The organism is Methylocystis sp. JR02 (assembly GCF_030063565.1).
GTDB classification, from domain to species: domain Bacteria; phylum Pseudomonadota; class Alphaproteobacteria; order Rhizobiales; family Beijerinckiaceae; genus Methylocystis; species Methylocystis iwaonis.
Genome location: NZ_JASIRC010000001.1, coordinates 1,920,465 through 1,941,243, shown reverse-complemented (window position 1 = coordinate 1,941,243; position 20,779 = coordinate 1,920,465). Strand labels below are relative to the sequence as shown.

Below are 20,779 nucleotides of genomic sequence, written 5' to 3'. Positions count from 1 at the left end.
AGTTCAGGCCCGCCGGCTGTCGTATGCTTTCAGAAGATCCAGGCCGAACTCGTATTGAATAGCGAGGTCGTGCGCCTTTTCTTCAGGCCAATTCTCAACTTCAACCAGCCAGCGCATTAAGCGATCCGTATCGAGTGGCTCTGACGACCGGTGCGCCAAGAAGAGGAATGCGAACCAACGTTGGCGATCAAGAGGGTGCGAAGACCCAGTTGACTTGTTCGCCAATGAAGAAAAACGGCTCAGCGCCTCGGCCATATCCGAAGACACCCAATCGTTCAACGATTGCCGTTCGGGCGTAATCGCAATCTGAAAACTGGCAACTTGCCTCGCGGGCTCCACTACACGCGAGACGAAATCCTGCAGCGCCGCGTTGTACGCTTCAAATCCCAATTCACCGACATCGCGAGGAACGATGTTGGTGACTTTGTAACTCGCACCTTCTGACCAAAGCAGGAGACCAACAGCTTCAATGCCATCTCCTTTCTCCCGAGTGAACGCGACGACATCGTGGCCGGGGGCGGAATGTACAGAAATTTCCTTCTCTCGTTCGTCAGCGTGCTTCCAAGGAGCTGCCGTGTGGTCGAGCAGCGCTGTACGAACAGCCTGCAAGCTACCCCGATTCGCACGCAGGACGAGGTCCTGGAAAACCAACATTTCCTTCGCCACGACTGTTATCTCCCGCCTTATGCTCACCCAATGCTGGCCGGGCGTTGGAACTCGATCTCGATTCCCACTGCCGTGCGCGCCTGTTTGCTGTTATATATAAGCTGCGCCGTGGTGGTGGTGGAAGGCGCGACCGTCAGAAGTTGATCTCACGGAGACCGCCACCATGACCGTCCTCGGCCCACTGCTCGTCCTTCTCGCCATCGCTTCTTCTGCTGGCTGCTGTTCACCCTTGCTGTTTTTGCGCTGCCTTTCTTCGTCGGCCTGACGGCAGGCGTCTGGGCCTTTCACACCGGCGCCGGCGCGCTCGGCGGCATCCTTGTCGGCCTTGTCGCAGGCGGTGTAACCTTCGGCGCGGGGCAATTCGCGCTGGGCTTCGCGCCCTGGACCTGGCTCCGACTGCTGATCATCCTGCTCTACGTCGCGCCGGCGACCATTGCCGGCTACAACGCCACGCATGGGATCGCTCAGATCGCCATGCCCTCCACGACCTGGCAGATGATCTTCTCGGTGATCGGCGCCATCGCCGTCGGTGCCACGACGTTTATCCGCTTCACGGGAATAGCAGCCCCCGGCCGGACCGGACAGGGCATGGCGCGGGGGTAACGCCACCGCGGGGCGGCGGCGAGATCGGATCAGGCGTTTTGCAACAGGGCGTCTCTCATCGTGAGGGCGCGAGCTTGATTGGAGCGATGTACAGACCATCGCAACGCAGGCGCCAGTCGACAGGCCCTTCAAGAGCGGCGCCAAGGCAAGCGATGACGTCTTTCGCGGCGCAGACGACATCCAGGCAAAGCTGGGGCGCACGCATCCCCGAAGCGATCTCGGAAACGGAAGAACGTCGGGTCTGCTCGGTAGAGGTTTCAACGCCGTTCGAATCTGTCGCTGCGGTTTTGGCGGCGGCACGAAAGCCGCCACGTTCTCCCTGACGCCATCTCTGTTTGGATCGAGCGCACCGAACGGCCTCTTCGATGGGTTGATCTAGCCGGAGGCCGGCTGAAGCCTCGACCGCCTATGACGCAACGGCGAATGCGCGACTTTCTTCCCCTGACGCCGGCGGCGTCATTCCGCGCGAAACAAGAAAGTCGCTTCTTCTCCGTCCTCCGCTCTGCTTCGGCCCCAAGGGGTGCGCCGTCGATCGCCTCCGGCCTGTCGATCACCATCGAGGCCGCAATGGTGCGGGCTCGGAAACAGAGATCAAGGAGAACTACCATGGCGACCATCGGCACCTTCAAGAAGTCCGGCTCGAACGAATTCACCGGCGAAATCGTCACCCTTTCGGTCCAGGCCAAGAACGTCCGCATCGTCCCCGAGACGAGCCGCTCCGGCGAGAACAGCCCCAGCCACCGGGTCTACTGTGGCCGAGTCGAGATCGGCGCCGCCTGGTCGAAGCGCTCCAACGAGGGACGCGACTATCTAAGCCTCAAACTCGACGATCCGAGCTTCACCGCCCCGATCTTCGCCAACCTCTTCGACGACGAGGACGGCGAAGGCTACAGCCTGATCTGGTCCCGCCCGAACGGCCGCCGCAGCGGCGACTGACCCACTCACGCTGCCCCGCCCGGCCAATCCGGGCGGGGCAGCGCCCGTATTGGAGCTGATGCTAAAGCGGCTTTCGGCTCTTCGCGCTAGGCTTCAAGCGCGATAGGGTGTTGTGAATCGAACCGAAGGTAGGCTCCGAGGCGCACGGGGGAGAACTATCTCTAACGTCCCAAAGAGAGTTTCAACACGTCCAGCGTCTCCTTCAGCCTATCTCGTTCCGACGTATACCGGTTAAAGCCGGGAGGATCTTCCCCGTGCGCGCCCCCAGAACAATTGTTATGCACACCATTGACCAATGCGACCAACTCCCGTTCAGCAGAATCGATTTGTTGCAGAACATTCTCTGTCTGCCCTTGCGCCAAAGCCACTTTTGCAGCGGTGAGCGCATTCACAGCCGCGTTGCCGTGGGGCTGCAAATCGGTCCAGTTAACCGGGGGCACTCCGTGCGGCCCACCTGAGCATCCCTGGCTCAGCGACACCATTAAGTTTTGGATCCGAGAGATTGTGCCGCTCAGTACCTGCGCTTGTGCAGCATCCCTTGCAACCTTCGCTGTAGCCGCCTGCGCTTGCGCGACAGCCTTTGCAGCCTCCGCTGCAGCCGCGGCATCTACAGCTTCAGCGGCCCTTTTTGCATCGACGGATGATTGCAGAGCGAAGAGAAGAGTTGGAGTTGCTAGAAGGAGACAAATGAAAAGGGCATAAAACCCGGTGATCCAGCTTATCGGATCACCTCCCGACCACAGCCGCCACTTTCTCAGACGTGAACGCTGGAGTTCGATGGCGGGGAGTGCCTTTACCACCTCCCAATTTCCTAACGGATCCCAGGCGAATTTTGGGGCATCAGACCCTACCAAATTCTTGTCGAGCAAGGCTTCACGCGCCTTGCTATATCCATGAGCGATGAGCGCAGTTACCTCATTAGGTGTAAAGAGATCCAAGTCGGTCCTAACATTGATCAATGCGCGCTGAGCCTCTGGCTCAAGAACCGTCCTGTCATCCAAATCACGAACTGGCTCCCTTATCTTAACTCTGACAAATGAAGCTTCTTCCTCTTCGGCGGCCCGTCCAAAAACGCGGTCAAAGTCTTGAAGCTGTAAAATGCTGACTCGCTTCATTAGGAGATCATTGGCTCTAACATTGCGATTCACAGGAAATAGATATTTAGCATCAAAATCTGAGTCGAAGTTTCCTTCCGCATCGCTGATGATGATGGTATCGAGCGGTATCCGTTGGTCCGGAGCGGACGTTCCCTCCTTATAGCTCGCAACAAGCGCCTCAATGCCAAGATTGTCGTACACTCCACCATCTGTAAGACAATGGTCGTGCTCAAAATTTCTTTGATCACAAGATAGCGTCTCGTAAGAAATCTCAACCGGTGGAAACAAAGGCGGGAATGCCGAAGAAGCTGCAACCGCATAAGCCACCCGCAAGCTGAGCGCAGGCATAGGTGCTTCTATTACACCATCTTTATAGCGGCCGAAGCCGGCTTGATCGAAATAGCACGGGTCCCCGGTCGTTAGACTTGTGCAATTAAACCTCACTGCCGGACGCCCGCCCCGAAGATCCCTAATGGTTGCTTCACGATAAGTGGCGGCTCTGGTGGGTCCCATCGTAGCTTCTCGAGCGCCGCCAGACCCCTGGATAGCAGTAGGTTCCGACGCAACTTCAGACCTCGCGACTGGGACGCGAAAAAGGCGCGCATATTGGCGTTGCAATAGGTTGACTAATGACCATTTCCATTTTTTCGGCAGCAAGAAACGCGGTATAACTGTTGAACAGCCAAGCATCCAACGTCGAAGTACCCGCCCGCGAATATCGGCTTGGACAAAATTCAAAACTTCACTGGCTGCGTCGTCGAAGTTTTCCTTAGAACCTATGTATCTCTCCCAGTTAAGGATGAGGTGAGCCGCTAAGATACTGCCCCCAGAGACCGCGCTCACCAGCTTGATATCTTTCAATAGCTCAGCTTCGAAAAGAAATCTAACTGCGCCAAGGTGGAATAACGTTGCCCGGAATCCTCCTCCGGACAGCGCCAATCCGATGCGGCCGCCCTCATGCTTCATAGTCATGGTCCCACTATAGTGAGAGGCCCGATAGGCCGGAATCAGGTTCGACCGCCCGTAATGCAATCTTGGCTGAGTTTGCAACACGCCTGAGGGCCGCGTCTACTTCCCGCCTCTCGACGGCAGGGCGCGCACCAATTCGCACGCATCCACTTCGAGCGCATCGGCGATCTGACCGAGAACCGTAACGCGCGCCGAAACGTCCGCGCGCTCGATCGCGCCGATGTAGCGGGCGCTCCGCCCGGCCTTCTCGGCCAGTTCTTCCTGCGTCATTCCTTTCGCATGACGCAACCGACGCAGATTGACCGCCACGACCTCCTTGAGATCCATGGCTATGATGGAGCCCGCGCAGGAACAATCGTTCCAGGAACGTTCGTTCCGATTCGTGCAAGGCCGTGCTACCTTGAGGCACGAGCGACGTTCCTGTTTGCGATAGGGGAGCTGCGCGTGATGCACGGCTCGCATCGCTGATCGGAAGCATTGTCAGCCCAAACCCTGGAAAATCTGCAATAAATCCGCGAGATAACTTGCGCGCAGCACTCACGAGGTTCGAAATGGGCATACAGCCTTTCGAGGATCGGCCACCGGTGACCGAGCGCGTGAACGCCTATGACGAGCAGCACCTCGTGACCTATCTGCGCCTGCTCGACGCCGACGCGGAGGGCGCCGACTGGCGTGAGGTCGTGATGATCGTCTTCGGTCTCGATCCGGCGCGCGAGCTCGAGCGCGCCAAGATCGTCCACGACAGCCACCTGGCTCGCGCGCGTTGGATGACCAAGAGCGGATACCGCCACTTGCTGGAACCGAGAATGCAGTAAATCTCGGCGGCGTCTCCGATGCCGTCGCCCAAAGGTTGTGCGTCGCGACGAAGGACGTGATGCAACCTCGAGGTCTATCGAAAAGCTGAGCTTTTCGGAATCGTAGGCGCTTCCTCCGAACAAGGGCCACATTGTGAGGGAGGCGCCCATGCCCAGATCCTTCTGGCGGTCGGCAGATGCCGTCGCGCAGCTGAACCAGCTTGAGCGTACCGGCTTCGCGCTCGAATTCCTTCGCCGCAACCCCGCCTACCGTGACGATTACGCCCGCACGCAGCGGCGCATCGCACGCCGTCGCGTCGACCCCGACGAGGCATGCGCTGACCTTGCGCGACGATGGGGGTTGCGTTTTCGCCTATGACCCCAACATCCCAACCACACACAGCTCGGTTCTCTGGCGGCCTGAAGTCTTTCCCGGCGTATTGCTGCTGACGGAGGCGCCGTCCGCCTTCGCCACTGCGCCATTTTCCGCGGCGGCGATTGGCCCGGTGTTCGACGAGCGCGCCGACGCCGATGGTCGCGAGATCGTAATACGCGACTCGTCGGGAGAGCTTCACATTTCGCTCCGACATGCCGAGGCGGAGAGGCACCCGGCGATCATTCTGCCGCTCGACGACATGATGGAGCTGCGCCTCGATGTCGCCGCGAGCCTCGTTCGCCGCCTTTGCCGAAAGGACGTCGATTTGCTTCCGGCGCGCTTGCGCCTCACGCCGTTGCAGAAAGCGAGGCTGATCCAGCTTTTGCACACCTTCGACATTCTTCGCGACGGTGGCGGTCGGCGCGATATCGCCAAAGAGATTCTGAATTCAGAGCAAGCAAGGCTTCCTTCCGTCGAATGGAAGGATTCGGCGGCCCGCCGCAAGGCCACGCGTCTGGTCCAGGACGCCACCGCGCTCGTCGAGCGCGGCTACCTGAAGCTCCTTCGCGGCGACTAATCCAGCCATTTCCCGCGCGCCCATCCTCATAAACTGGAAGGTCACACACGGCTCGTCCGCCCCAAAGGGGGACACGCAAAGAACTCGAATCTTCGTCCACCCCCTGCGCCGGACTTCTCCGCCACTCTGGTCCAGACACGCCGCGGCTTTGCCTGCGGCGCATGCGACCGACACGGAGATCGCTCATGTCCGCCAGACTTGCCGAATTCGCGGCGCGCTTCCTTCGAACCCATGAAGCCGCGCGCCTTCTCGGCCTCTCGCCGCGCACGCTGGAAAAATACCGCTGCCACGGCAGCGGCCCGACTTTCCGCAAGCTCGGCGGCCGCGTCGTCTATGCGATCGACGATCTCGAAGCCTGGGCGGACCAGGCGGCTTGTCGCTCCACGTCTGATCCTCGCTATGTCGAGGCCCGCACTGCCGGCCACGCGTCCCGCTGAAGCGACGCATCGCCCATGTCGTCGCGCCGCCCCATCACTGTCAGCGAACGCAGCAAGCTCGACCCGTTCGTCGTCGCCACGGGCGACGCCAGCCCGCGCGACCAGCGCGACCTGATGGAGCGTCCGTTCTTCTCGCTCGCCAAAGCCAGGCGCATCGCGCCGATCCTCTATGAGGCCGGCGATGTCCGGGTCGAGGTCCATGCCGTGCCCGAGCACGGCATGGCGACTATCTGGGACGCCGATGTGCTCATCTGGGCCGCGAGCCAGCTCGTCGAGGCCGAGAACCTCGGCTTCAAGACTTCGCGCTTTCTGCGCTTCACGCCCTACCAGCTTCTCACCTCGATCGGCCGGAAGACCGGCGCCCGTGACTACAAACTCCTGAAAGGCGCTTTCTCCCGCCTGCAGGCGACCGTCATCCGCACCACCATTCGCAATGGCGAACATTGGCGGCGCCACCAGTTCTCCTGGATCAACGAGTGGGAGGAACGCACAACGCGCGACGGCCGCGTCGAGGGCATGGAGTTTGTTCTCCCCGATTGGTTCTACCGCGGCGTCATCGATCGCTCGCTCGTCCTCACCATCGATCCTGCCTACTTCCGGCTCACCGGCGGCATTGAGCGCTGGCTCTATCGCGTCGCCCGTAAGCACGCCGGCCGCCAACCCAAGGGCTGGTTGTTCGAGATCGCCCACCTTCACCAGAAATCCGGCAGCCTCGCCAAACTCGCCGACTTCGCCTTCGACCTGCGCCGGATCGCCGCCCGCCAGCCCCTTCCGGGCTATCGGCTGCTCATAGAACGCGAAGATCGTCGCGAGTTGCTGCGCATCCTGCCTGCCGATTTATCCACAGCTCCTGTGGATATCCCTGTGGACAGCCTCGGGACTTCCGGCGTTCCCCCTATCGGGACTTCGGGCGTGGCGGTATCGGGACTTCGGGAGTGCGAACCGCAGCTAATACTTTGGCCTGAAACGAAAAACTCGGCGCGTAACTTAGAGTCTAACTTAGAATCTAACTTTTGTTATCGGCCCCCGCGACTTCGGGACCAACGAACCAGGGCCGCCGCGCCGGTCTCCAAGCAATCAGAAAAACACCCCTCCTTGCCCTTCGGTCGCAAGCCGGGAGGGAAGCGATGATCGTCGCTCTGCTCAATCAGAAGGGCGGCGTCGGCAAAACCACGCTCGCCTTGCACCTCGCCGGCGAATGGGCGCTGCAAGGCAAACACGTCACGTTGATCGACGCCGACCCGCAGGGCTCGGCCTTGGACTGGTCGCAGCAGCGCGCACGAGAAAGTCTTTCTCGTCTCTTCGGCGTCGTCGGCCTGGCGCGCGACACGCTCCATCGTGAGGCGCCGGAACTCGCCCGCGCCGCCGATCACATCGTCATCGACGGACCGCCACGCGTCGCCGGCCTGATGCGTTCAGCATTGCTTGCCGCCGACCTGGTGCTGATCCCCGTGCAGCCGTCGCCGTTCGACGGCTGGGCGTCGGCCGAGATGCTCGGCCTGCTCCGCGAGGCGCGCATCTATCGCCCGCAGCTCGCCGCGCGCTTCGTGCTGAACCGTTGTGGCGCTCGCACCGTCATCGCCCGCGAAACGGCGGAGACCCTGGCCGATCATGATCCGCCGGTGCTCGCCAGCACTATCGGCCAGCGCGTCGCCTTCGCCGACGCCGCGCAATCGGGCCGCCTCGTCTTCGAGCTCGCCGAGCAGAGCGCCGCCGCCCGCGAGATCGCGGCGCTCGCCACCGAGGTCGCGAGGATCGCGCCATGACCGAGCGCTCGACCAGACGCGGCTTCGCCTCGCGACCCGGCGACGCGGAGAGCTGGATCAAAGCTCCCGAGGCTCATGCGCGTCGCGCCGATGAAGCCTCGGCTTTCACCGCGCGGCTGACGATTGACGTCACGCCGGCGCTACGCGGCCGCATCAAGGTCGCCGCCTTCCGGCGCGGCGTCACCGTCGCCGACATGCTGCGCGACCTCCTCGCGCGCGAATTCCCCGCCGATCCCGGAGAGCCCTCATGAACGACAATGAGCCATCACCCCAGCAAGCCATGCCGCCGGCGCATCGGCGCGCCGTCACACTCACCCATGTCGAGCTGACCTGGATCGAGAAGAAGATCGAGCACTGGCTGCGGTTCGGCCGCCGCGCCGAGGAGAAGATCCTCGACCGCCGCCGCAGCATCGCGAGCTTCACGCCCAACAGCATCTTCGCGTTCGTACGTTGGGCCTCGAACGATTATGGCACCATCATCTCGCGGATGGACATCGTGCGCGCGGTCGAGGCTGGCGCACGCTTCCAGACGCTGCCTTTTGTCCGTCCGGGCGGCGAGATTCTGCTTCGGGTCGACAGCTGGCCGAAGGTCGAGCGCGCGCTGCGGGCAATCGACGCGATCGAGGCGCTCAGAATCGATCCCGCCGACGTCGCTCCGGAATACTGGCGTCACCTCCATAACCGACTCGCTGCCGGCCACGAGCCGCGCGCCTATACGCGCGAGCAGCACGCAGCGTGGCTCAAACGCCGGAGCGTCACCCGATGAGCCGCTTCGGCTACGTGATGGCGACGTACTTCGCCGCGCTCGCCGCTGGCGGGTTTGTGTTCGTTCACCCGGCACCACGGCTGATCTGGAACGCCACCGCGAGCACGCCGACTGGGCTCTATGTGCTGCGCCCGGTCAGACAACTTCGCAGCCTTGAGTTGATCGTTTTGCATCCGCCGGAACGCATTGAGAGCTATCTCGCCGATGGCGGCTTCCTGCCGAAGGGCGTGCTGCTCCTGAAACATGTGATGGCGCTGCCTGGGCAGACCGTGTGCCGGGCAGGCGACGTCGTCACGATCGATCACGTCGAGGTCGGCGCGGCGCAAAGCCGTGATCATCTCGCTCGCCCGCTGCCGCGCTGGAACGGCTGCCGCACGCTTCAGCCGGGTGAAGTCTTCCTCATGAATCCGACCATGCCGGACAGCCTTGATAGCCGGTACTTCGGCCCGCTTCCCGTCGCTTCGATCCTCGCTCGCGCGGTTCCGCTGTGGACCGACGAAGCTGGCGACGGCCGCTTCATGTGGCGCGCCGCCACCGAGTGACTCGCTTTCCAATCGCCAAGCACGGAGTCTTCTCATGGCCCAGATCGGTCAGTTCACACGCGACAAATCCGGCTTCGCCGGGCGCATCCACACTCTCACCGTCGACTGCGACCTCATTCTCGTCCCGGCCGAATCGTCGGACGCCGAGAATGCGCCGGACTTCCGCATCCATCTCGGCGACGCCGACGGCCCCGAAATCGGCGCGGGCTGGAAGCCCACCGGCGAAAAGGCAGGCGATTACGTGTCGCTCGTCATTGACGACCCGTCTCTGACGCAGCCGATCCGCACCAACCTCTTCCAATCCGGCGACAACAAGTCCGCGTGGGTTCTGAACTGGAATCGACCGCCGAAGCGCAGCGAGCGGGACTGAACTCATGTGTTTACAGATCCCTTCCGCGCGCGCGATGGCGCGCCCAAGCTCCATCCCTCTGTTCGTGGACGGACCGTCTCATCCCTCCGTCCCGCTTGAGGAGATTCCAGCCGTCGCGCGCAGACGCGGTCAAGGGCGGCCTTTGGCCGGCGCTTGCGCCTTGCCCTTGACGGCGGCGAGCACGATGGCTCGCTCGCGCCGGAGCGGAGGCCGGGCATGCGCTCGCATTGCATTGCTGCTTGTCGCCGGCGTGATCTGGCTCGTCGCTTCCGTCACTCCGGCGCATGCGCAAAGGGCGACGACGCGCCTGCAGACAGCCGGCGATCCGTTCAGCGCTTTCGTGGCGGAGGCGGCGCAGCGCTTCGGCATTCCGACGGCCTGGATTCGAGCGATCATGCATATCGAGAGTCGTGGCGATCGGCGCGCGATTTCACCTAAAGGCGCGATGGGCCTGATGCAGCTCATGCCCGACACCTGGGCTGGCTTGCGGGCGCGCTACGGCCTCGGACGCGATCCCTACGATCCACGAGACAACATCCTGGCGGGCGCCGCGTATTTACGCGAGATGCATGACCGCTACGGATCGCCCGGCTTCCTCGCGGCCTATAATGCGGGACCTGGACGCTATGAGGACTACCGCGATCGGCGCCGTCCGTTGCCGGGTGAGACCATCGCCTATGTCGCCGAATTACTGCCGCTGATCGACGGTGGCGACGTCGACCAGGCAGTTCTCACCATTCCCTTCACTCGGTTCGCCTGGGCCAAGGCGTCGCTCTTCGTCACGCGCCCGGATGGCGCGCAAGCCGCAGATCGCACGGCCTCGGATCGGCCCTCGCGCGATGCCTCCGCCGCTGTCGGCGTGCGCGACGTATCGGCGATCGCGCCGCAGTCCAAAGGCCTGTTCGTTGCGCTCTCGTCGTCAGGACGAAAGCCATGATTGCGCGCATTCCACCTCGACTGAAACTGAAAGGCCCATTCTCTCGTCTCGGCTCGCTGGAGCGCGTGCTGGCGCAGATGAGCGAACATGAGCAAGCGGACGGGCGATATCGCCGACAACCGACCGAAGGAGGGCGAGATAAAAGGCCGCAAGGTGCGGCTCGGTCGGTTGGTTGTTTTTGCTGGCGTCGTTCGCTGATCCGGCAATGTTCGGCCTCCGCGCGCAATGTGCACGCGATGATCAGCCCATTGCTTCGACTCCCATTTCCGCACATTGCCGAGTTTGACGATGGCCGACGAGAGCGATTTCCAGCCCCGACCTGGCCGCATCCGTTCCTCGCGCAGCCAGCGCGCCAAACCCTTCATCGCTCAAGCGCTCGCCGCCGCGCAGCGCGCCGGCGGCGGCGTCTCGCAACAAGGCATGCTGAAGTCCGGGGGCCGCTCGACCTTCGGGCGCGGGCGCGTCGCCAGCGTGCGGGCGAACCATTTGCTGACCGGCCGGTCTCGTCTGGTGACGGTGAAGGCGCGCGTCGTCCGCCACACCGCGCGCTCGACGCCGCTCGCAGCCCATCTCGGCTACCTCCGGCGCGAGGGCGTCGCCCGGGACGGGGAGAAGGCCAGGTTGTTCGGTCCAGAGACGGAGGACGCCGATCCGAAGGCCTTTGCCGAGCGGTGCCAGAAGGACCGTCACCATTTCCGCTTCATCGTGTCGCCCGAGGATGCGCCGGAGATGGCCGACCTGAAAGGCTTCGCGCGCGAGCTGGTCGGCCAGATGGAGAAGGATCTCGGCGCAAAGCTCGATTGGGTCGCCGTCGATCACTGGAATACGCAGCATCCGCACGTCCACATCATCCTGCGCGGCGTCGCCGACGACGGCCAGGACCTGGTCATATCGCGCGACTACATCAAGGAAGGGATGCGCGCCCGCGCCCAGGATCTCGTCACGCAGGAGCTCGGCCCGCGCACCGACCGCGACATCCAGCTTGCGCTCGAGCGCCAGGTCGAAGCCGAACGCTGGACCCAGCTCGACCGGCAGCTTCTTCGCGATGCCGACCGGCATGGCGTCATCGACCTTGCCCCGGACGCAAGTCGCCAGCCCGACCAGTTCCACGCGCTCAAGGTCGGGCGATTACGGCGTCTGGAGAGCCTCGGCCTCGCGCACCAAGTCGGGCCTGGCCAATGGACGATGGACGAGGGTGCCGACACGACGCTGCGCGAGCTCGGGGAGCGCGGCGACATCATCAAGCGCATCCACCGCGGCCTGACCCAACGCGGCATCGAGCGCGCGACCGCGAGCTACGTCCTCGCTGGCGAGAGCCTCGACGCGCCCATCATCGGCCGGCTGGTCGATCGCGGCCTAGATGACGAGCTGAAGGGCACCGCCTACGCCGTGGTCGACGGCGTGGACGGCCGCACCCATCACATCAAGCTCCCCGACCTCGACGCCGCCGGCGACGGCGCGCCGGGGTCGATCGTCGAGCTGCGCAAGTTCGATGACGCGCAGGGGCGGCGCCGCGTCGCGTTGGCCGTGCGCTCGGATCTCGCCATCGAAGATCAGGTGACGGCCAGCGGCGCGACGTGGCTCGACCGGCAGGCCGTGGCGCGCGATCCGGCGCCGCTCGGCCAGACGGGCTTTGGCGCCGAAGTCCGTGATGCGATCCAACGCCGGGCCGAGCAGCTCGTCGAGCAGGGCCTCGCCGAGCGCCGGTTGCAAGGAATCGTCTTCTCCCAAAACCTGATCGGCATGCTCCGGCGCCGCGAGGTCGAAGCCTTGGGCGAGCGACTCGCTGCAGAGACCGGCCAGCCATTCAACACCGTCGCGTCCGGGGAATTTGTCGCCGGAACCTACCGGCAGCGCTTCGCGCTCGCCTCCGGCCGCTTCGCCATGATCGACGACGGCCTCGGCTTCCAGCTCGTGCCCTGGACGCCATCCCTCGAGAAGCAGCTCGGCCGCCACGTCTCCGGCGTCGCGCGCGATGACGGCGGCGTCGATTGGGGCTTCGGCCGCAAGCGGGGTCTTGGCTTGTAGGTCAAGGCCCGGGAAGGGCGGTCCTGTTATGGGAGCGCTCATCATGAGCCTTGCCCCTGCAACCGGCGACTGCGATCAGCAAACGCGATCTTCAACTTTGCCGTCGGCCAGGAGGCAAGGTCGAAATCGGTCGCGCTGACCCGGCCCAAATTGACTATGATCCTGAAGAACGGCGTCCGCGCGTCAAAACGCGGCACTGCCGCCGAAGGTGGCAGAGAGGGGGAGGAGAGGCGTGACGGCGAAACGGCAGGGCGATCGGACCGAAATCGACGAGCAACTAGCGAAATACGCCCGCAACTACATGGCTCGGCAGATCGTGCAGGATCCGGGGGACGCTCTTGGAGACCCTCAGCTCGGCAGCATCGTAGGTCACCTGAGCGAGGCGCTATCTGCTGCGAACGAAGGCCGGCTGTATGACGTCGGCTGCGGCCACGGCTCGTTGCTGTCCCGCCTGGCGAAATTGCCGGCGTTTGCGTCGCGCCCCGGCTGGCGCTACTGCCCGGTTGATTTCGAGGAGCATCTGGATGAGGTGCATCGGCTTGCCCGCAAGCTGAGGCTGACCGGCCGAACCGATGAGCTTACCCTTGATCAGTTCGCCACAGAGCCGCCAACCTCTGTTCCCAAAATCTTCTTTTGCCGCAATGTGCTGCACGAGCTGAGGATCGGCGAGACAGCCGAGCTCCTCCATTCTGTGCTTCGGCTGCTGCGTCCGGATGATGTAGTGCTGATCCAGGACCTGCTTCGATTTCCGGAGGGCGAGCGCAACAACCACTGCTGGACGTCCGAGCTGCTGGCCGAAGCTTTGGGCGAGATCGGGTTTTCCAACATCCTGGTCTATGAACAGGGAACCACTAGAGGGAACGGCTGGCTAAACCTGAAGACCCGTTTTACGGGCGCTCAATTACCCGGGAAGGAGGTCATTCACCAAGCCCTGCTCTCGGCTCGTCAACGGCAGTGGACGCTGTGGTCCGCTTTAGAGGCGGCCGGCAACACGCTTCCAGAACGGGACCAACTGATCGAGGCCTTGGACCTCGACCTCCAACTCGCGTCACTAACCCGAGAGCTGCGCGGAATTGGTGGGCTGGAGGTGAGGCTTGATCCGGCCGTCGAACGCCGGATTCGGCTCGCGGAGATTAGCAGACGGATTGAGGCGCTCGCCGACAACGGCGTGAAGCCCGGCGAACCCGTACAGCCGCACGCGCACTTTCGGGAGCGCGGCGCCCAAATGACAGAGGCTGAGACGTTTCTGCGCTCGCAGGCGCGGCTCGCAGTCGTTCACGGCGGCGGCGGAACCGGTAAGAGCACGTTCCTTGACCAGCTTCTTGCCAACCGCCTGTACGATAAGTTGCTGGTCCGTATCGAAGCACGGCTGGCGCGAGGCGTGTGGGCCATGATCGAGCAGATGATGGCGCAACTCGGTGTCAATCTCGCGGCCGACGTCATCAGCGTGCTCGGCGACCTGACCTACAATCAACTGTCCCCGTCGATAGGACGACTTCTTAACGCCATCGCCCCCCGCCTGGTATTTGTCGTGGAGGATCTCGACGAGGTTCTTGACTCCAACCAACGGTTTATCGATCCGCAGGTCGATGCATTCCTGACGCAGGTTGTGGGCAAAGACGGCATTAAAGTCCTCGTGTCGTCACGTCGTGAGTACCTCCCCGCGACTCTCCATAGGGCGGCGGGAAATTATCCCTTGGTCTCCGTTAGGATGGGGCGATACGCCACAACGGAGACGGTGATCAACGTTCTCGATGATTATTTCGACCGGGCCAAGGCTGGATTGGCCGAGTATCCGGCGGCCCTCATCGACGCAATCGACCGACATCCGCTCGTCGCGGCGTTGACGGGCCGCATTCTTCAGCAGGATGGCCAGGGGGTACTGTTAGACGAGAGTTTCATCAAGCAAGTCCGGCAGAAGCTACAGGTCAACCTTTTCGCGCGTCTGGTGGACGGCCCTGCCCAGGCTGCCATGGAGGCAGCCTCCGACCTTCGCATCCCAGTCCCGTCCCGCGTGCTTGAGGCGCTCGCCGGGCACGAAAGCGTGCACCATGCCCGCGGGAACGACATAATTTATGCGGTGCGCGACCGACGCTGGGGTGAGCTCCTTACCCCGCTCGGGCTATTCAGAAAGAGGGCCAGCAACGACCTTATGCCTGCTTCCGCTCGCGACGTTGAGGACAACCGAACTGTCAACCATGCCCGCATCGCCGAGCAGCTCGAGCGCGTATACCGTGAGGACGATGACCCAAAATGGCTTCGCGAGAGCTACTATCATCGTATGCTCTCCGGACAGACGCAGGGGCTGAGCCTTACCGAGTTCGCGGGTAGATATTACTTCACCGAGCTCGTAGCGTCAGCGGGCTATTGCTTCGACCACCACGACTACGGAGCAGCGCTGGCGCTGTACAATGCAGCTTTGACCCTCGGTCCGATGGGCGAGAGTGCGCTAATGCGCCGTGCGTCGTCGATGGTCAGGACTGGAGCGATCAAACAGGGCAGTGAGGAGTATCGCTCGCTGGTCTCGGTCTATCCGAACAATGTGGGCATGCGTCGATCGCACGTAGACGCGCTGCTCTACAAGAGCGAGTTCGAGCAAGCTAAAGAGTTTCTGAACGAGTACGGGCTGTTGCCGTCTGAAAACGCTTGGCACGCCCTCCAGTGGGCTCGAGCGGAGCTCGGCCTGCACAACTATGCGCGGGCAATCGAGTTGTTCACCGATCTCAGGAAGGAACGCAACGACGATCCGTTTATCGTGACATACTTGGCCCGCGCCCTCCAACAATTCGGCGACCTATCGCGCGCGATTGAGGTACTCCAGTCCGGTGCCGCCGAGTTCAGGGATAACGTCGCGATCCTGACCGCGTTGGCTAACAATCTAGAGCGCGCGCGCCGCGACGAGGAGGCGCGGCCGCTCTTGATCAAGCTCCTGGCGGATGACGCCGGCAATGCACGCGCAGCTCTGTCGATGGTGCGCATTCTGCTGCGCGAAGAAAATCGCGACGAAGCGCAGAAGGTCGCCAAACGTGCCGAGCGCGAGGCGTATGGCTCGCTCAAAACCTTCGCTCTCATGGCCTTAGCCGAAGTGATGCTAGCGGACGGCCAGCCGGAAATCGCAGCCGATTTCTTGCGCGACCATCTGCAAGAGGACGAGGGCGTCGGCGCTTTCATCATCGACGCTCTGCTCCGCGCAGCCGACGAAGCAGAAGACCCCGCCGCGCGTGCCGCGTTGATACGCAAAGCTGTCGAGGTGCGCATACCGCCCGCAATGGCGTTCAATGTGCCAGTGCAGATTGTGATAGTGAGGCTTGCCGTCGCCGCGCGCGACCGCGCTGCTTTTGACGCGGCGATCACGAATCTCGCCGGCACGCGAATTGACCTTGCCGAGCTGGAGCGGCAGCGCGCCCTATGGTGAGCGTGGCTGGCGCCGATGGTAAGGATTCAACTCTCGAAACCAGGTAGGTCACTTTCTGACTTTCCCCGTGCCGATCCATGGACTAGTCACAATTTCGCCCCGTCCGCCTTTAGTTAGCGAATCGCAATGGCTCGGATTTCATACAACCGCTAGTCATCGCCGGGTTGAAGAGAAAGAGCGGGCACGAGCCGTCGGTTACTGAGATCCCAAGTACGCTGCATCCAATATTTTCACGCGCCGATACGCCAGGCTACGACACCGGCTTCATGAGCCTTGCAATCCACGGCATCCGGCACCGACTACTTTTCCTTGAAAGGAAACCTGCAATGTCGGCGACCAAGATTTTGTGGGGTCCAGTGACCACCGTCTTCGCCATCGTCCTGCTGGCTATCTGGGCCGCGACGGAGTGGACGGCTTGGCGTCTCGGATTTCAACCGGAACTCGGACGCCCCTGGTTCGAGGTTCTGCATTTCCCCTTTTACCTGCCGCCGGCCTTCTTCTGGTGGTGGTATGCCTACGACGCCTATGCGCCGTCGATCTTCGAGGAGGGGGCCTATATCGCGGCGTCGGGCGGGATCATCGCCGCTGCTGTTGCGATCGGCATGTCCGTCTGGCGCGCCCGCGAGGCGAAGAACGTCGAGACCTATGGCTCCGCGCGATGGGCGCAGCCGAAGGAGATCGAGCAAGCCGGCCTGCTCGGACCCGACGGTGTGGTGCTGGGACGTTATCAGCGCAGCTACCTCCGCCACGACGGGCCGGAGCATGTCCTTTGTTTCGCGCCAACCCGGAGCGGCAAGGGCGTCGGCCTCGTCATCCCCTCGCTCTTGACCTGGCCGGGCTCGGCGATCGTCCACGACATCAAGGGCGAGAATTGGCAGCTCACAGCCGGCTTCCGCGCGCGGCACGGCCGCGTGCTCTTGTTCGATCCGACCAACGCGAAGTCGTCGGCTTACAATCCGCTGCTCGAGGTTCGTCGCGGCGAGTGGGAAGTGCGGGATGTGCAAAACATCGCGGACATTCTCGTCGACCCCGAAGGCAGCCTGGAAAAACGAAATCATTGGGAAAAGACCAGCCACGCGCTGCTGGTCGGCGCCATCCTTCACGTCCTTTACGCCGAAGAGGACAAGACGCTCGCGGGCGTCGCGGCCTTCTTGTCCGATCCCAAGCGGCCGATCGAGTCGACGCTCTCCGCCATGATGCGCACGGCGCATCTCGGCGAGGCCGGCGTCCATCCGGTCGTAGCGTCCGCCGCGCGCGAGCTCCTGAACAAGTCGGCCAACGAACGGTCCGGCGTCCTGAGCACGGCCATGTCTTTTCTCGGCCTCTACCGCGATCCAGTCGTCGCGGAAGTGACGCGGCGTTGCGACTGGCGGATCGGCGATATCGTCACCGGCGATCGGCCAACGACGCTATATCTCGTCGTTCCGCCCTCGGACATCGCTCGCACCAAGCCGCTGATCCGTTTGATCCTCAACCAGATCGGCCGGCGCTTGACCGAGGACTTGCAGGCCAAGGCCGGTCGGCAGCGATTGCTGCTCATGCTCGATGAATTTCCCGCGCTCGGCCGGCTCGACTTCTTCGAGTCCGCGCTCGCCTTCATGGCGGGCTACGGCATCAAGAGCTTCCTGATCGCGCAATCGCTGAACCAGATCGAGAAGGCCTACGGCCCCAACAACTCGATCCTCGACAACTGCCATGTGCGGGTCAGCTTCGCGACCAATGACGAACGCACCGCCAAGCGGGTCAGCGACGCGCTCGGCACCGCGACCGAGATGAAGGCCATGAAGAACTATGCCGGTAGCCGGCTCAGCCCTTGGCTCGGCCACCTCATGGTTTCCCGTTCGGAGACCGCGCGTCCGCTGCTGACGCCGGGCGAGGTGATGCAGCTCCCGCCGACCGACGAGATCGTCATGGTGTCGGGGGTCCACCCCATCCGCGCGAAGAAGGCCCGCTATTACGAGGACGAGCGCTTTCAGGAGCGCATCATGCCGCCGCCGGCGCCGAAGCGGCTCAAGAAAGCACGGCCCGACGACTGGACTTCCCGTCCACTGCCGCCGCGTCCGCCGACGCCAGCCATGCCTGACGGCGAACAGATGGACGACGAAGATCCGAAGCACGCGGATCGCCGGCGGCAGCCCGAGCTCGGTCAAGTCGCCGTCGAGAAGAATGCGCCGATCGAGAACGAATTCGTGCTCGATGAAATCGATGAGTCCGACGAGGACGCTCCGCGGATCGGCCGGATGAATGACCTCATGCGGGGCCTCGCTCAGCAAGCCGCGCTCGATCCGGGCGACGATCTCGGAATGTGAGGCCTGCATGGCCGCGCCAAAGAAAAAGATTCAGATCTCCGTCTATCTCGATCCCGCGCTCATGCAGGCCCTGTCGGCCTATGCGGCCCGGCGAGAGCAGTCGATGTCGCTCATCGCCGAAGCCGCCATCGCCTCCTTCCTGTCGCCGGATGCCGACGAGCGACGCGAGGCGGCAATTGCCAAACGCCTCGATCAGCAGGACCGGCGCCTGGCGCGCCTCGAGCGCGACATCGGCATTGCCGTCGAGACGCTCGCCTTGTTCATCCGGTTCTGGCTCACGACGACACCCGCGCTGCCGGAGCCCGCTGCCAAGGCCGCGCGTGCGCAAGCAGGAGCGCGCTATGATAATTTCGTGTTGGCATTGGGGAGGCGGCTTAGCCAAGGCCCCAAACTACGCCAGGAAATCCCGGAGGATCTGGATAGCAGCAAAACCAGTGAGTAGCCTCGGTCCTGGGCCCATTCCTCTGCTCCGCTCAGCCCCGAAAACCGCCATTAGTAGAGGCGGGCTGTCCCCTCCGCCGCAGACGCCGATCGATTGGGATATAAACGGCCAGCTTCGCCCCGCGCTCGCGGGCAATCCTATAGAAAAACCTATGGATGTAACCAAGGATAAGTCTCGGGTCTTTCCGTCGATCGGTTGCTGTATTTATTGCGGCAGCGACGGCAACGGAGAGCCGCTCACGACAGAGCATATCTATCCGAAAGGGATGGGTGGCGGCCTCGTCTTTCTCGATGCAAGCTGCAAGGCCTGCCAGCTTGTTATCGATGGCGTCGAAAACGCGTACATGAAGAGAACGCTGCTTCCTTATCGCACCGTCTCGCAGCTGACGAAAAACAAGAACGGTCCCAAGACCGTGCCACTGCTCCTCGATTTCGATCTCAAGGGACCAACAAAGGTCGCGGTCGAGGACCATCCGCAGATTGTCATCCTCCCGGGACTGCGGTCGATTCCCGGCGTGCTGGAGGGCAGGCCTCGGCAGTCGGTCTTAAACTTCGAGTACAAAATCTTCGGGGCTACCGGGATAGTCGACGAGACCAAGGAAAAGCTGCAACGACAAAAGCACGTGGGGTTTGACCTTGACGGCGTCGCCTGGCTGCGGATGCTGGCGAAAATAGCCCACGGCTACGCGGTCGCCGAGCTTGGACACGATGGCTTTTTGCCGATGCTGCCGGATCTTATACTCGGCCGTGATCTGAGCCTTTGTACGCACCTGGTCGGCCAGTATCCCGAAGCGTGGCCCATTCCGGAACTTCCGCCCATAGCGATGATCGACATGAGGCGGGCTGAGGTGAATGGGCAGGTCTACGTAGCCGTCATTCTTCATCTGTTGGCTGAACTCGGACCAGTAACGCCCGCATATGCGGTCATCGCCGGCACCTTCATCGACAAACATTGACCGGTTGCGGCTCAAACGATAGGCGCCGTATTTTTCTCGAACCAGAGAAAGTTTCTTATCTCCAACAAGGTTAGGATGAGGATCAACGAATTTTCCTCGGTGTTGTACGTGACGTTGGCACCATGCAGGACCGGGTTCCGATTGAATTCGTCTGCCCTCCGCCTTCCCTCATAGAGACGGCTGAGGAAGGCGTTGAGCATGACAGCGCTTTCGCTCATGCCAAAAAGCATTCGACTGTCCCAGTCGCGCTTTATCGTGGCCTTAAAGTCATCGCGGGGATCGATCTTGCCGATCGTCCGCAGTACGCCTTCCAGCTGTACGAATAAGACCGGCACCGATAGCGTATATCGCCCCTCGTAATGTGCCGACACGGCGTCCAAAAGGATATTACGCCTCGGACCGAAGGAGGGAAAATTCCCACACGCATCTTCGATCCAGGCGACAACGTGCTCTTCCTTGGCGACCTCGATGTAGTGCTCGATCAGGGCCGTCTTGGTCAGCATTCCGGCGGACAACGCCGCGGTTAGTTCCTCCATCTTCCCGACCGTGACAACAGACGAAAAGAAGAAGATGCCGTTATCTTTACAGAAATAATGAAGCGACCGGCCCAACGCGGAGGCGAAGTTCATCCAGTCATTGGTTAAGTCGACGGTTTCGGGCGAACCTGGGGCATGCATTCCCTTTGTGATGGGAACGATCCGTTGCCGCGTCTCCTTGTTGATGCAGCAATACTTGTATTTCCAACCCGAATTGCACGGGCATGGATCGTTCCGGCCGACCTTGCTCATTGATGC

21 protein-coding genes and 1 pseudogene are annotated in these 20,779 nt (G+C 62.4%); 18 read left to right on the top strand and 4 right to left on the bottom strand.

All coding sequences use genetic code 11. The features are described 5' to 3' along the window. Positions 1-3: 3 nt before the first annotated feature. Positions 4-666, bottom strand: coding sequence for a hypothetical protein (locus QNA11_RS09230; RefSeq protein WP_283482798.1), 663 nt, complete (start codon positions 664-666; stop codon positions 4-6). Positions 667-829: 163 nt separating this feature from the next. Here QNA11_RS09230 and QNA11_RS20740 point away from each other — a divergent pair. Both QNA11_RS20740 and QNA11_RS09220 read left to right on the top strand, forming a co-directional pair. Next, positions 830-1,269: pseudogene (locus QNA11_RS20740) on the top strand (hypothetical protein). A 606-nt stretch (positions 1,270-1,875) separates the two neighbouring features. Beyond that, entirely contained in the window at positions 1,876-2,205 is a 330-nt protein-coding gene (locus tag QNA11_RS09220; protein WP_283482797.1) for a DUF736 domain-containing protein, read from the top strand. A 161-nt stretch (positions 2,206-2,366) separates the two neighbouring features. Here QNA11_RS09220 and QNA11_RS09215 read toward each other — a convergent pair whose 3' ends face one another. Together QNA11_RS09215 and QNA11_RS09210 are read right to left on the bottom strand one after the other, a co-directional pair. Next, positions 2,367-4,268 carry a patatin-like phospholipase family protein gene (locus tag QNA11_RS09215; protein ID WP_283482796.1) on the bottom strand — a complete coding sequence of 634 codons (1,902 nt, stop codon included), beginning with the start codon at positions 4,266-4,268 and terminating at the stop codon, positions 2,367-2,369. A 102-nt stretch (positions 4,269-4,370) separates the two neighbouring features. Beyond that, positions 4,371-4,598, bottom strand: a complete 228-nt coding sequence (locus QNA11_RS09210) for a helix-turn-helix domain-containing protein (protein ID WP_283482795.1) — start codon at positions 4,596-4,598, stop codon at positions 4,371-4,373. Between the two features lie 197 nt (positions 4,599-4,795). Here QNA11_RS09210 and QNA11_RS09205 point away from each other — a divergent pair, with 197 nt between their 5' ends. The 16 genes from QNA11_RS09205 (at position 4,796) to QNA11_RS09130 (ending at position 19,985) form a co-directional block, all read left to right on the top strand. Further along, entirely contained in the window at positions 4,796-5,086 is a 291-nt protein-coding gene (locus QNA11_RS09205; RefSeq protein WP_283482794.1) for a DNA -binding domain-containing protein, read from the top strand. Between the two features lie 148 nt (positions 5,087-5,234). Next, positions 5,235-5,444, top strand: a complete 210-nt coding sequence (locus tag QNA11_RS09200; RefSeq protein WP_283482793.1) for a transcriptional regulator domain-containing protein — start codon at positions 5,235-5,237, stop codon at positions 5,442-5,444. Next, positions 5,410-6,018, top strand: a complete 609-nt coding sequence (locus tag QNA11_RS09195; RefSeq protein WP_283482792.1) for a DUF2285 domain-containing protein — start codon at positions 5,410-5,412, stop codon at positions 6,016-6,018. Before QNA11_RS09200 ends, QNA11_RS09195 begins: the two co-directional genes overlap by 35 nt. Before the next feature lie 185 nt (positions 6,019-6,203). Continuing rightward, the gene (locus QNA11_RS09190) at positions 6,204-6,455 is read left to right on the top strand and encodes a helix-turn-helix transcriptional regulator (protein ID WP_283482791.1); all 252 of its coding nucleotides are present in this window, start codon (positions 6,204-6,206) and stop codon (positions 6,453-6,455) included. Between the two features lie 15 nt (positions 6,456-6,470). Further along, complete coding sequence (locus tag QNA11_RS09185; protein ID WP_283482790.1) at positions 6,471-7,586, top strand: replication initiator protein A; 1,116 nt, start codon at positions 6,471-6,473, stop codon at positions 7,584-7,586. Further along, on the top strand, positions 7,583-8,221 hold the full coding sequence (gene parA / locus QNA11_RS09180) for a ParA family partition ATPase (protein ID WP_283482789.1): 639 nt from the start codon (positions 7,583-7,585) through the stop codon (positions 8,219-8,221). Before QNA11_RS09185 ends, parA begins: the two co-directional genes overlap by 4 nt. Next, the gene (locus QNA11_RS09175) at positions 8,218-8,472 is read left to right on the top strand and encodes a ribbon-helix-helix protein (protein ID WP_283482788.1); all 255 of its coding nucleotides are present in this window, start codon (positions 8,218-8,220) and stop codon (positions 8,470-8,472) included. Before parA ends, QNA11_RS09175 begins: the two co-directional genes overlap by 4 nt. Continuing rightward, the gene (locus QNA11_RS09170) at positions 8,469-8,987 is read left to right on the top strand and encodes a DUF2840 domain-containing protein (protein ID WP_283482787.1); all 519 of its coding nucleotides are present in this window, start codon (positions 8,469-8,471) and stop codon (positions 8,985-8,987) included. The genes QNA11_RS09175 and QNA11_RS09170 overlap by 4 nt, the downstream gene beginning before the upstream one ends. Further along, positions 8,984-9,529, top strand: a complete 546-nt coding sequence (locus tag QNA11_RS09165; RefSeq protein WP_283482786.1) for a S26 family signal peptidase — start codon at positions 8,984-8,986, stop codon at positions 9,527-9,529. Before QNA11_RS09170 ends, QNA11_RS09165 begins: the two co-directional genes overlap by 4 nt. Before the next feature lie 34 nt (positions 9,530-9,563). Then, positions 9,564-9,899: a DUF736 domain-containing protein gene (locus QNA11_RS09160; RefSeq protein WP_283482785.1), complete on the top strand. Its 336-nt coding sequence runs from the start codon at positions 9,564-9,566 to the stop codon at positions 9,897-9,899. 232 nt (positions 9,900-10,131) lie between these two features. Next, positions 10,132-10,836 carry a lytic transglycosylase domain-containing protein gene (locus QNA11_RS09155; RefSeq protein WP_283482784.1) on the top strand — a complete coding sequence of 235 codons (705 nt, stop codon included), beginning with the start codon at positions 10,132-10,134 and terminating at the stop codon, positions 10,834-10,836. A gap of 288 nt (positions 10,837-11,124) precedes the next feature. Next, positions 11,125-12,864 (top strand): relaxase/mobilization nuclease domain-containing protein, encoded by a 1,740-nt coding sequence (locus QNA11_RS09150; RefSeq protein WP_283482783.1) that lies wholly within the window; start codon positions 11,125-11,127, stop codon positions 12,862-12,864. Positions 12,865-13,096: 232 nt separating this feature from the next. Then, positions 13,097-16,279, top strand: a complete 3,183-nt coding sequence (locus tag QNA11_RS09145; RefSeq protein ID WP_283482782.1) for a tetratricopeptide repeat protein — start codon at positions 13,097-13,099, stop codon at positions 16,277-16,279. A gap of 326 nt (positions 16,280-16,605) precedes the next feature. Further along, on the top strand, positions 16,606-18,588 hold the full coding sequence (locus QNA11_RS09140) for a conjugal transfer protein TraG (protein ID WP_283482781.1): 1,983 nt from the start codon (positions 16,606-16,608) through the stop codon (positions 18,586-18,588). A gap of 7 nt (positions 18,589-18,595) precedes the next feature. Beyond that, positions 18,596-19,030 (top strand): CopG family transcriptional regulator, encoded by a 435-nt coding sequence (locus QNA11_RS09135; protein ID WP_283482780.1) that lies wholly within the window; start codon positions 18,596-18,598, stop codon positions 19,028-19,030. A gap of 151 nt (positions 19,031-19,181) precedes the next feature. Continuing rightward, positions 19,182-19,985, top strand: coding sequence for an HNH endonuclease (locus QNA11_RS09130; protein WP_283482779.1), 804 nt, complete (start codon positions 19,182-19,184; stop codon positions 19,983-19,985). Between the two features lie 11 nt (positions 19,986-19,996). Here the strand turns inward: QNA11_RS09130 and QNA11_RS09125 are convergent, their stop codons facing one another. Further along, positions 19,997-20,773, bottom strand: coding sequence for a YecA family protein (locus tag QNA11_RS09125; RefSeq protein ID WP_283482778.1), 777 nt, complete (start codon positions 20,771-20,773; stop codon positions 19,997-19,999). Positions 20,774-20,779: the final 6 nt, after the last annotated feature.

Coding starts and splice junctions, on each gene's coding strand:
- QNA11_RS09140 (WP_283482781.1), top strand. CDS start 16,606: ATGTCGGCGACCAAGATTTTGTGGGGTCCAGTGACCACCGTCTTCGCC.
- QNA11_RS09220 (WP_283482797.1), top strand. CDS start 1,876: ATGGCGACCATCGGCACCTTCAAGAAGTCCGGCTCGAACGAATTCACC.
- QNA11_RS09215 (WP_283482796.1), bottom strand. CDS start 4,268: ATGAAGCATGAGGGCGGCCGCATCGGATTGGCGCTGTCCGGAGGAGGA.
- QNA11_RS09210 (WP_283482795.1), bottom strand. CDS start 4,598: ATGGATCTCAAGGAGGTCGTGGCGGTCAATCTGCGTCGGTTGCGTCAT.
- QNA11_RS09200 (WP_283482793.1), top strand. CDS start 5,235: ATGCCCAGATCCTTCTGGCGGTCGGCAGATGCCGTCGCGCAGCTGAAC.
- QNA11_RS09175 (WP_283482788.1), top strand. CDS start 8,218: ATGACCGAGCGCTCGACCAGACGCGGCTTCGCCTCGCGACCCGGCGAC.
- QNA11_RS09125 (WP_283482778.1), bottom strand. CDS start 20,773: ATGAGCAAGGTCGGCCGGAACGATCCATGCCCGTGCAATTCGGGTTGG.
- QNA11_RS09150 (WP_283482783.1), top strand. CDS start 11,125: ATGGCCGACGAGAGCGATTTCCAGCCCCGACCTGGCCGCATCCGTTCC.
- QNA11_RS09135 (WP_283482780.1), top strand. CDS start 18,596: ATGGCCGCGCCAAAGAAAAAGATTCAGATCTCCGTCTATCTCGATCCC.
- QNA11_RS09185 (WP_283482790.1), top strand. CDS start 6,471: ATGTCGTCGCGCCGCCCCATCACTGTCAGCGAACGCAGCAAGCTCGAC.
- QNA11_RS09190 (WP_283482791.1), top strand. CDS start 6,204: ATGTCCGCCAGACTTGCCGAATTCGCGGCGCGCTTCCTTCGAACCCAT.
- parA (WP_283482789.1), top strand. CDS start 7,583: ATGATCGTCGCTCTGCTCAATCAGAAGGGCGGCGTCGGCAAAACCACG.
- QNA11_RS09170 (WP_283482787.1), top strand. CDS start 8,469: ATGAACGACAATGAGCCATCACCCCAGCAAGCCATGCCGCCGGCGCAT.
- QNA11_RS09130 (WP_283482779.1), top strand. CDS start 19,182: ATGGATGTAACCAAGGATAAGTCTCGGGTCTTTCCGTCGATCGGTTGC.
- QNA11_RS09165 (WP_283482786.1), top strand. CDS start 8,984: ATGAGCCGCTTCGGCTACGTGATGGCGACGTACTTCGCCGCGCTCGCC.
- QNA11_RS09160 (WP_283482785.1), top strand. CDS start 9,564: ATGGCCCAGATCGGTCAGTTCACACGCGACAAATCCGGCTTCGCCGGG.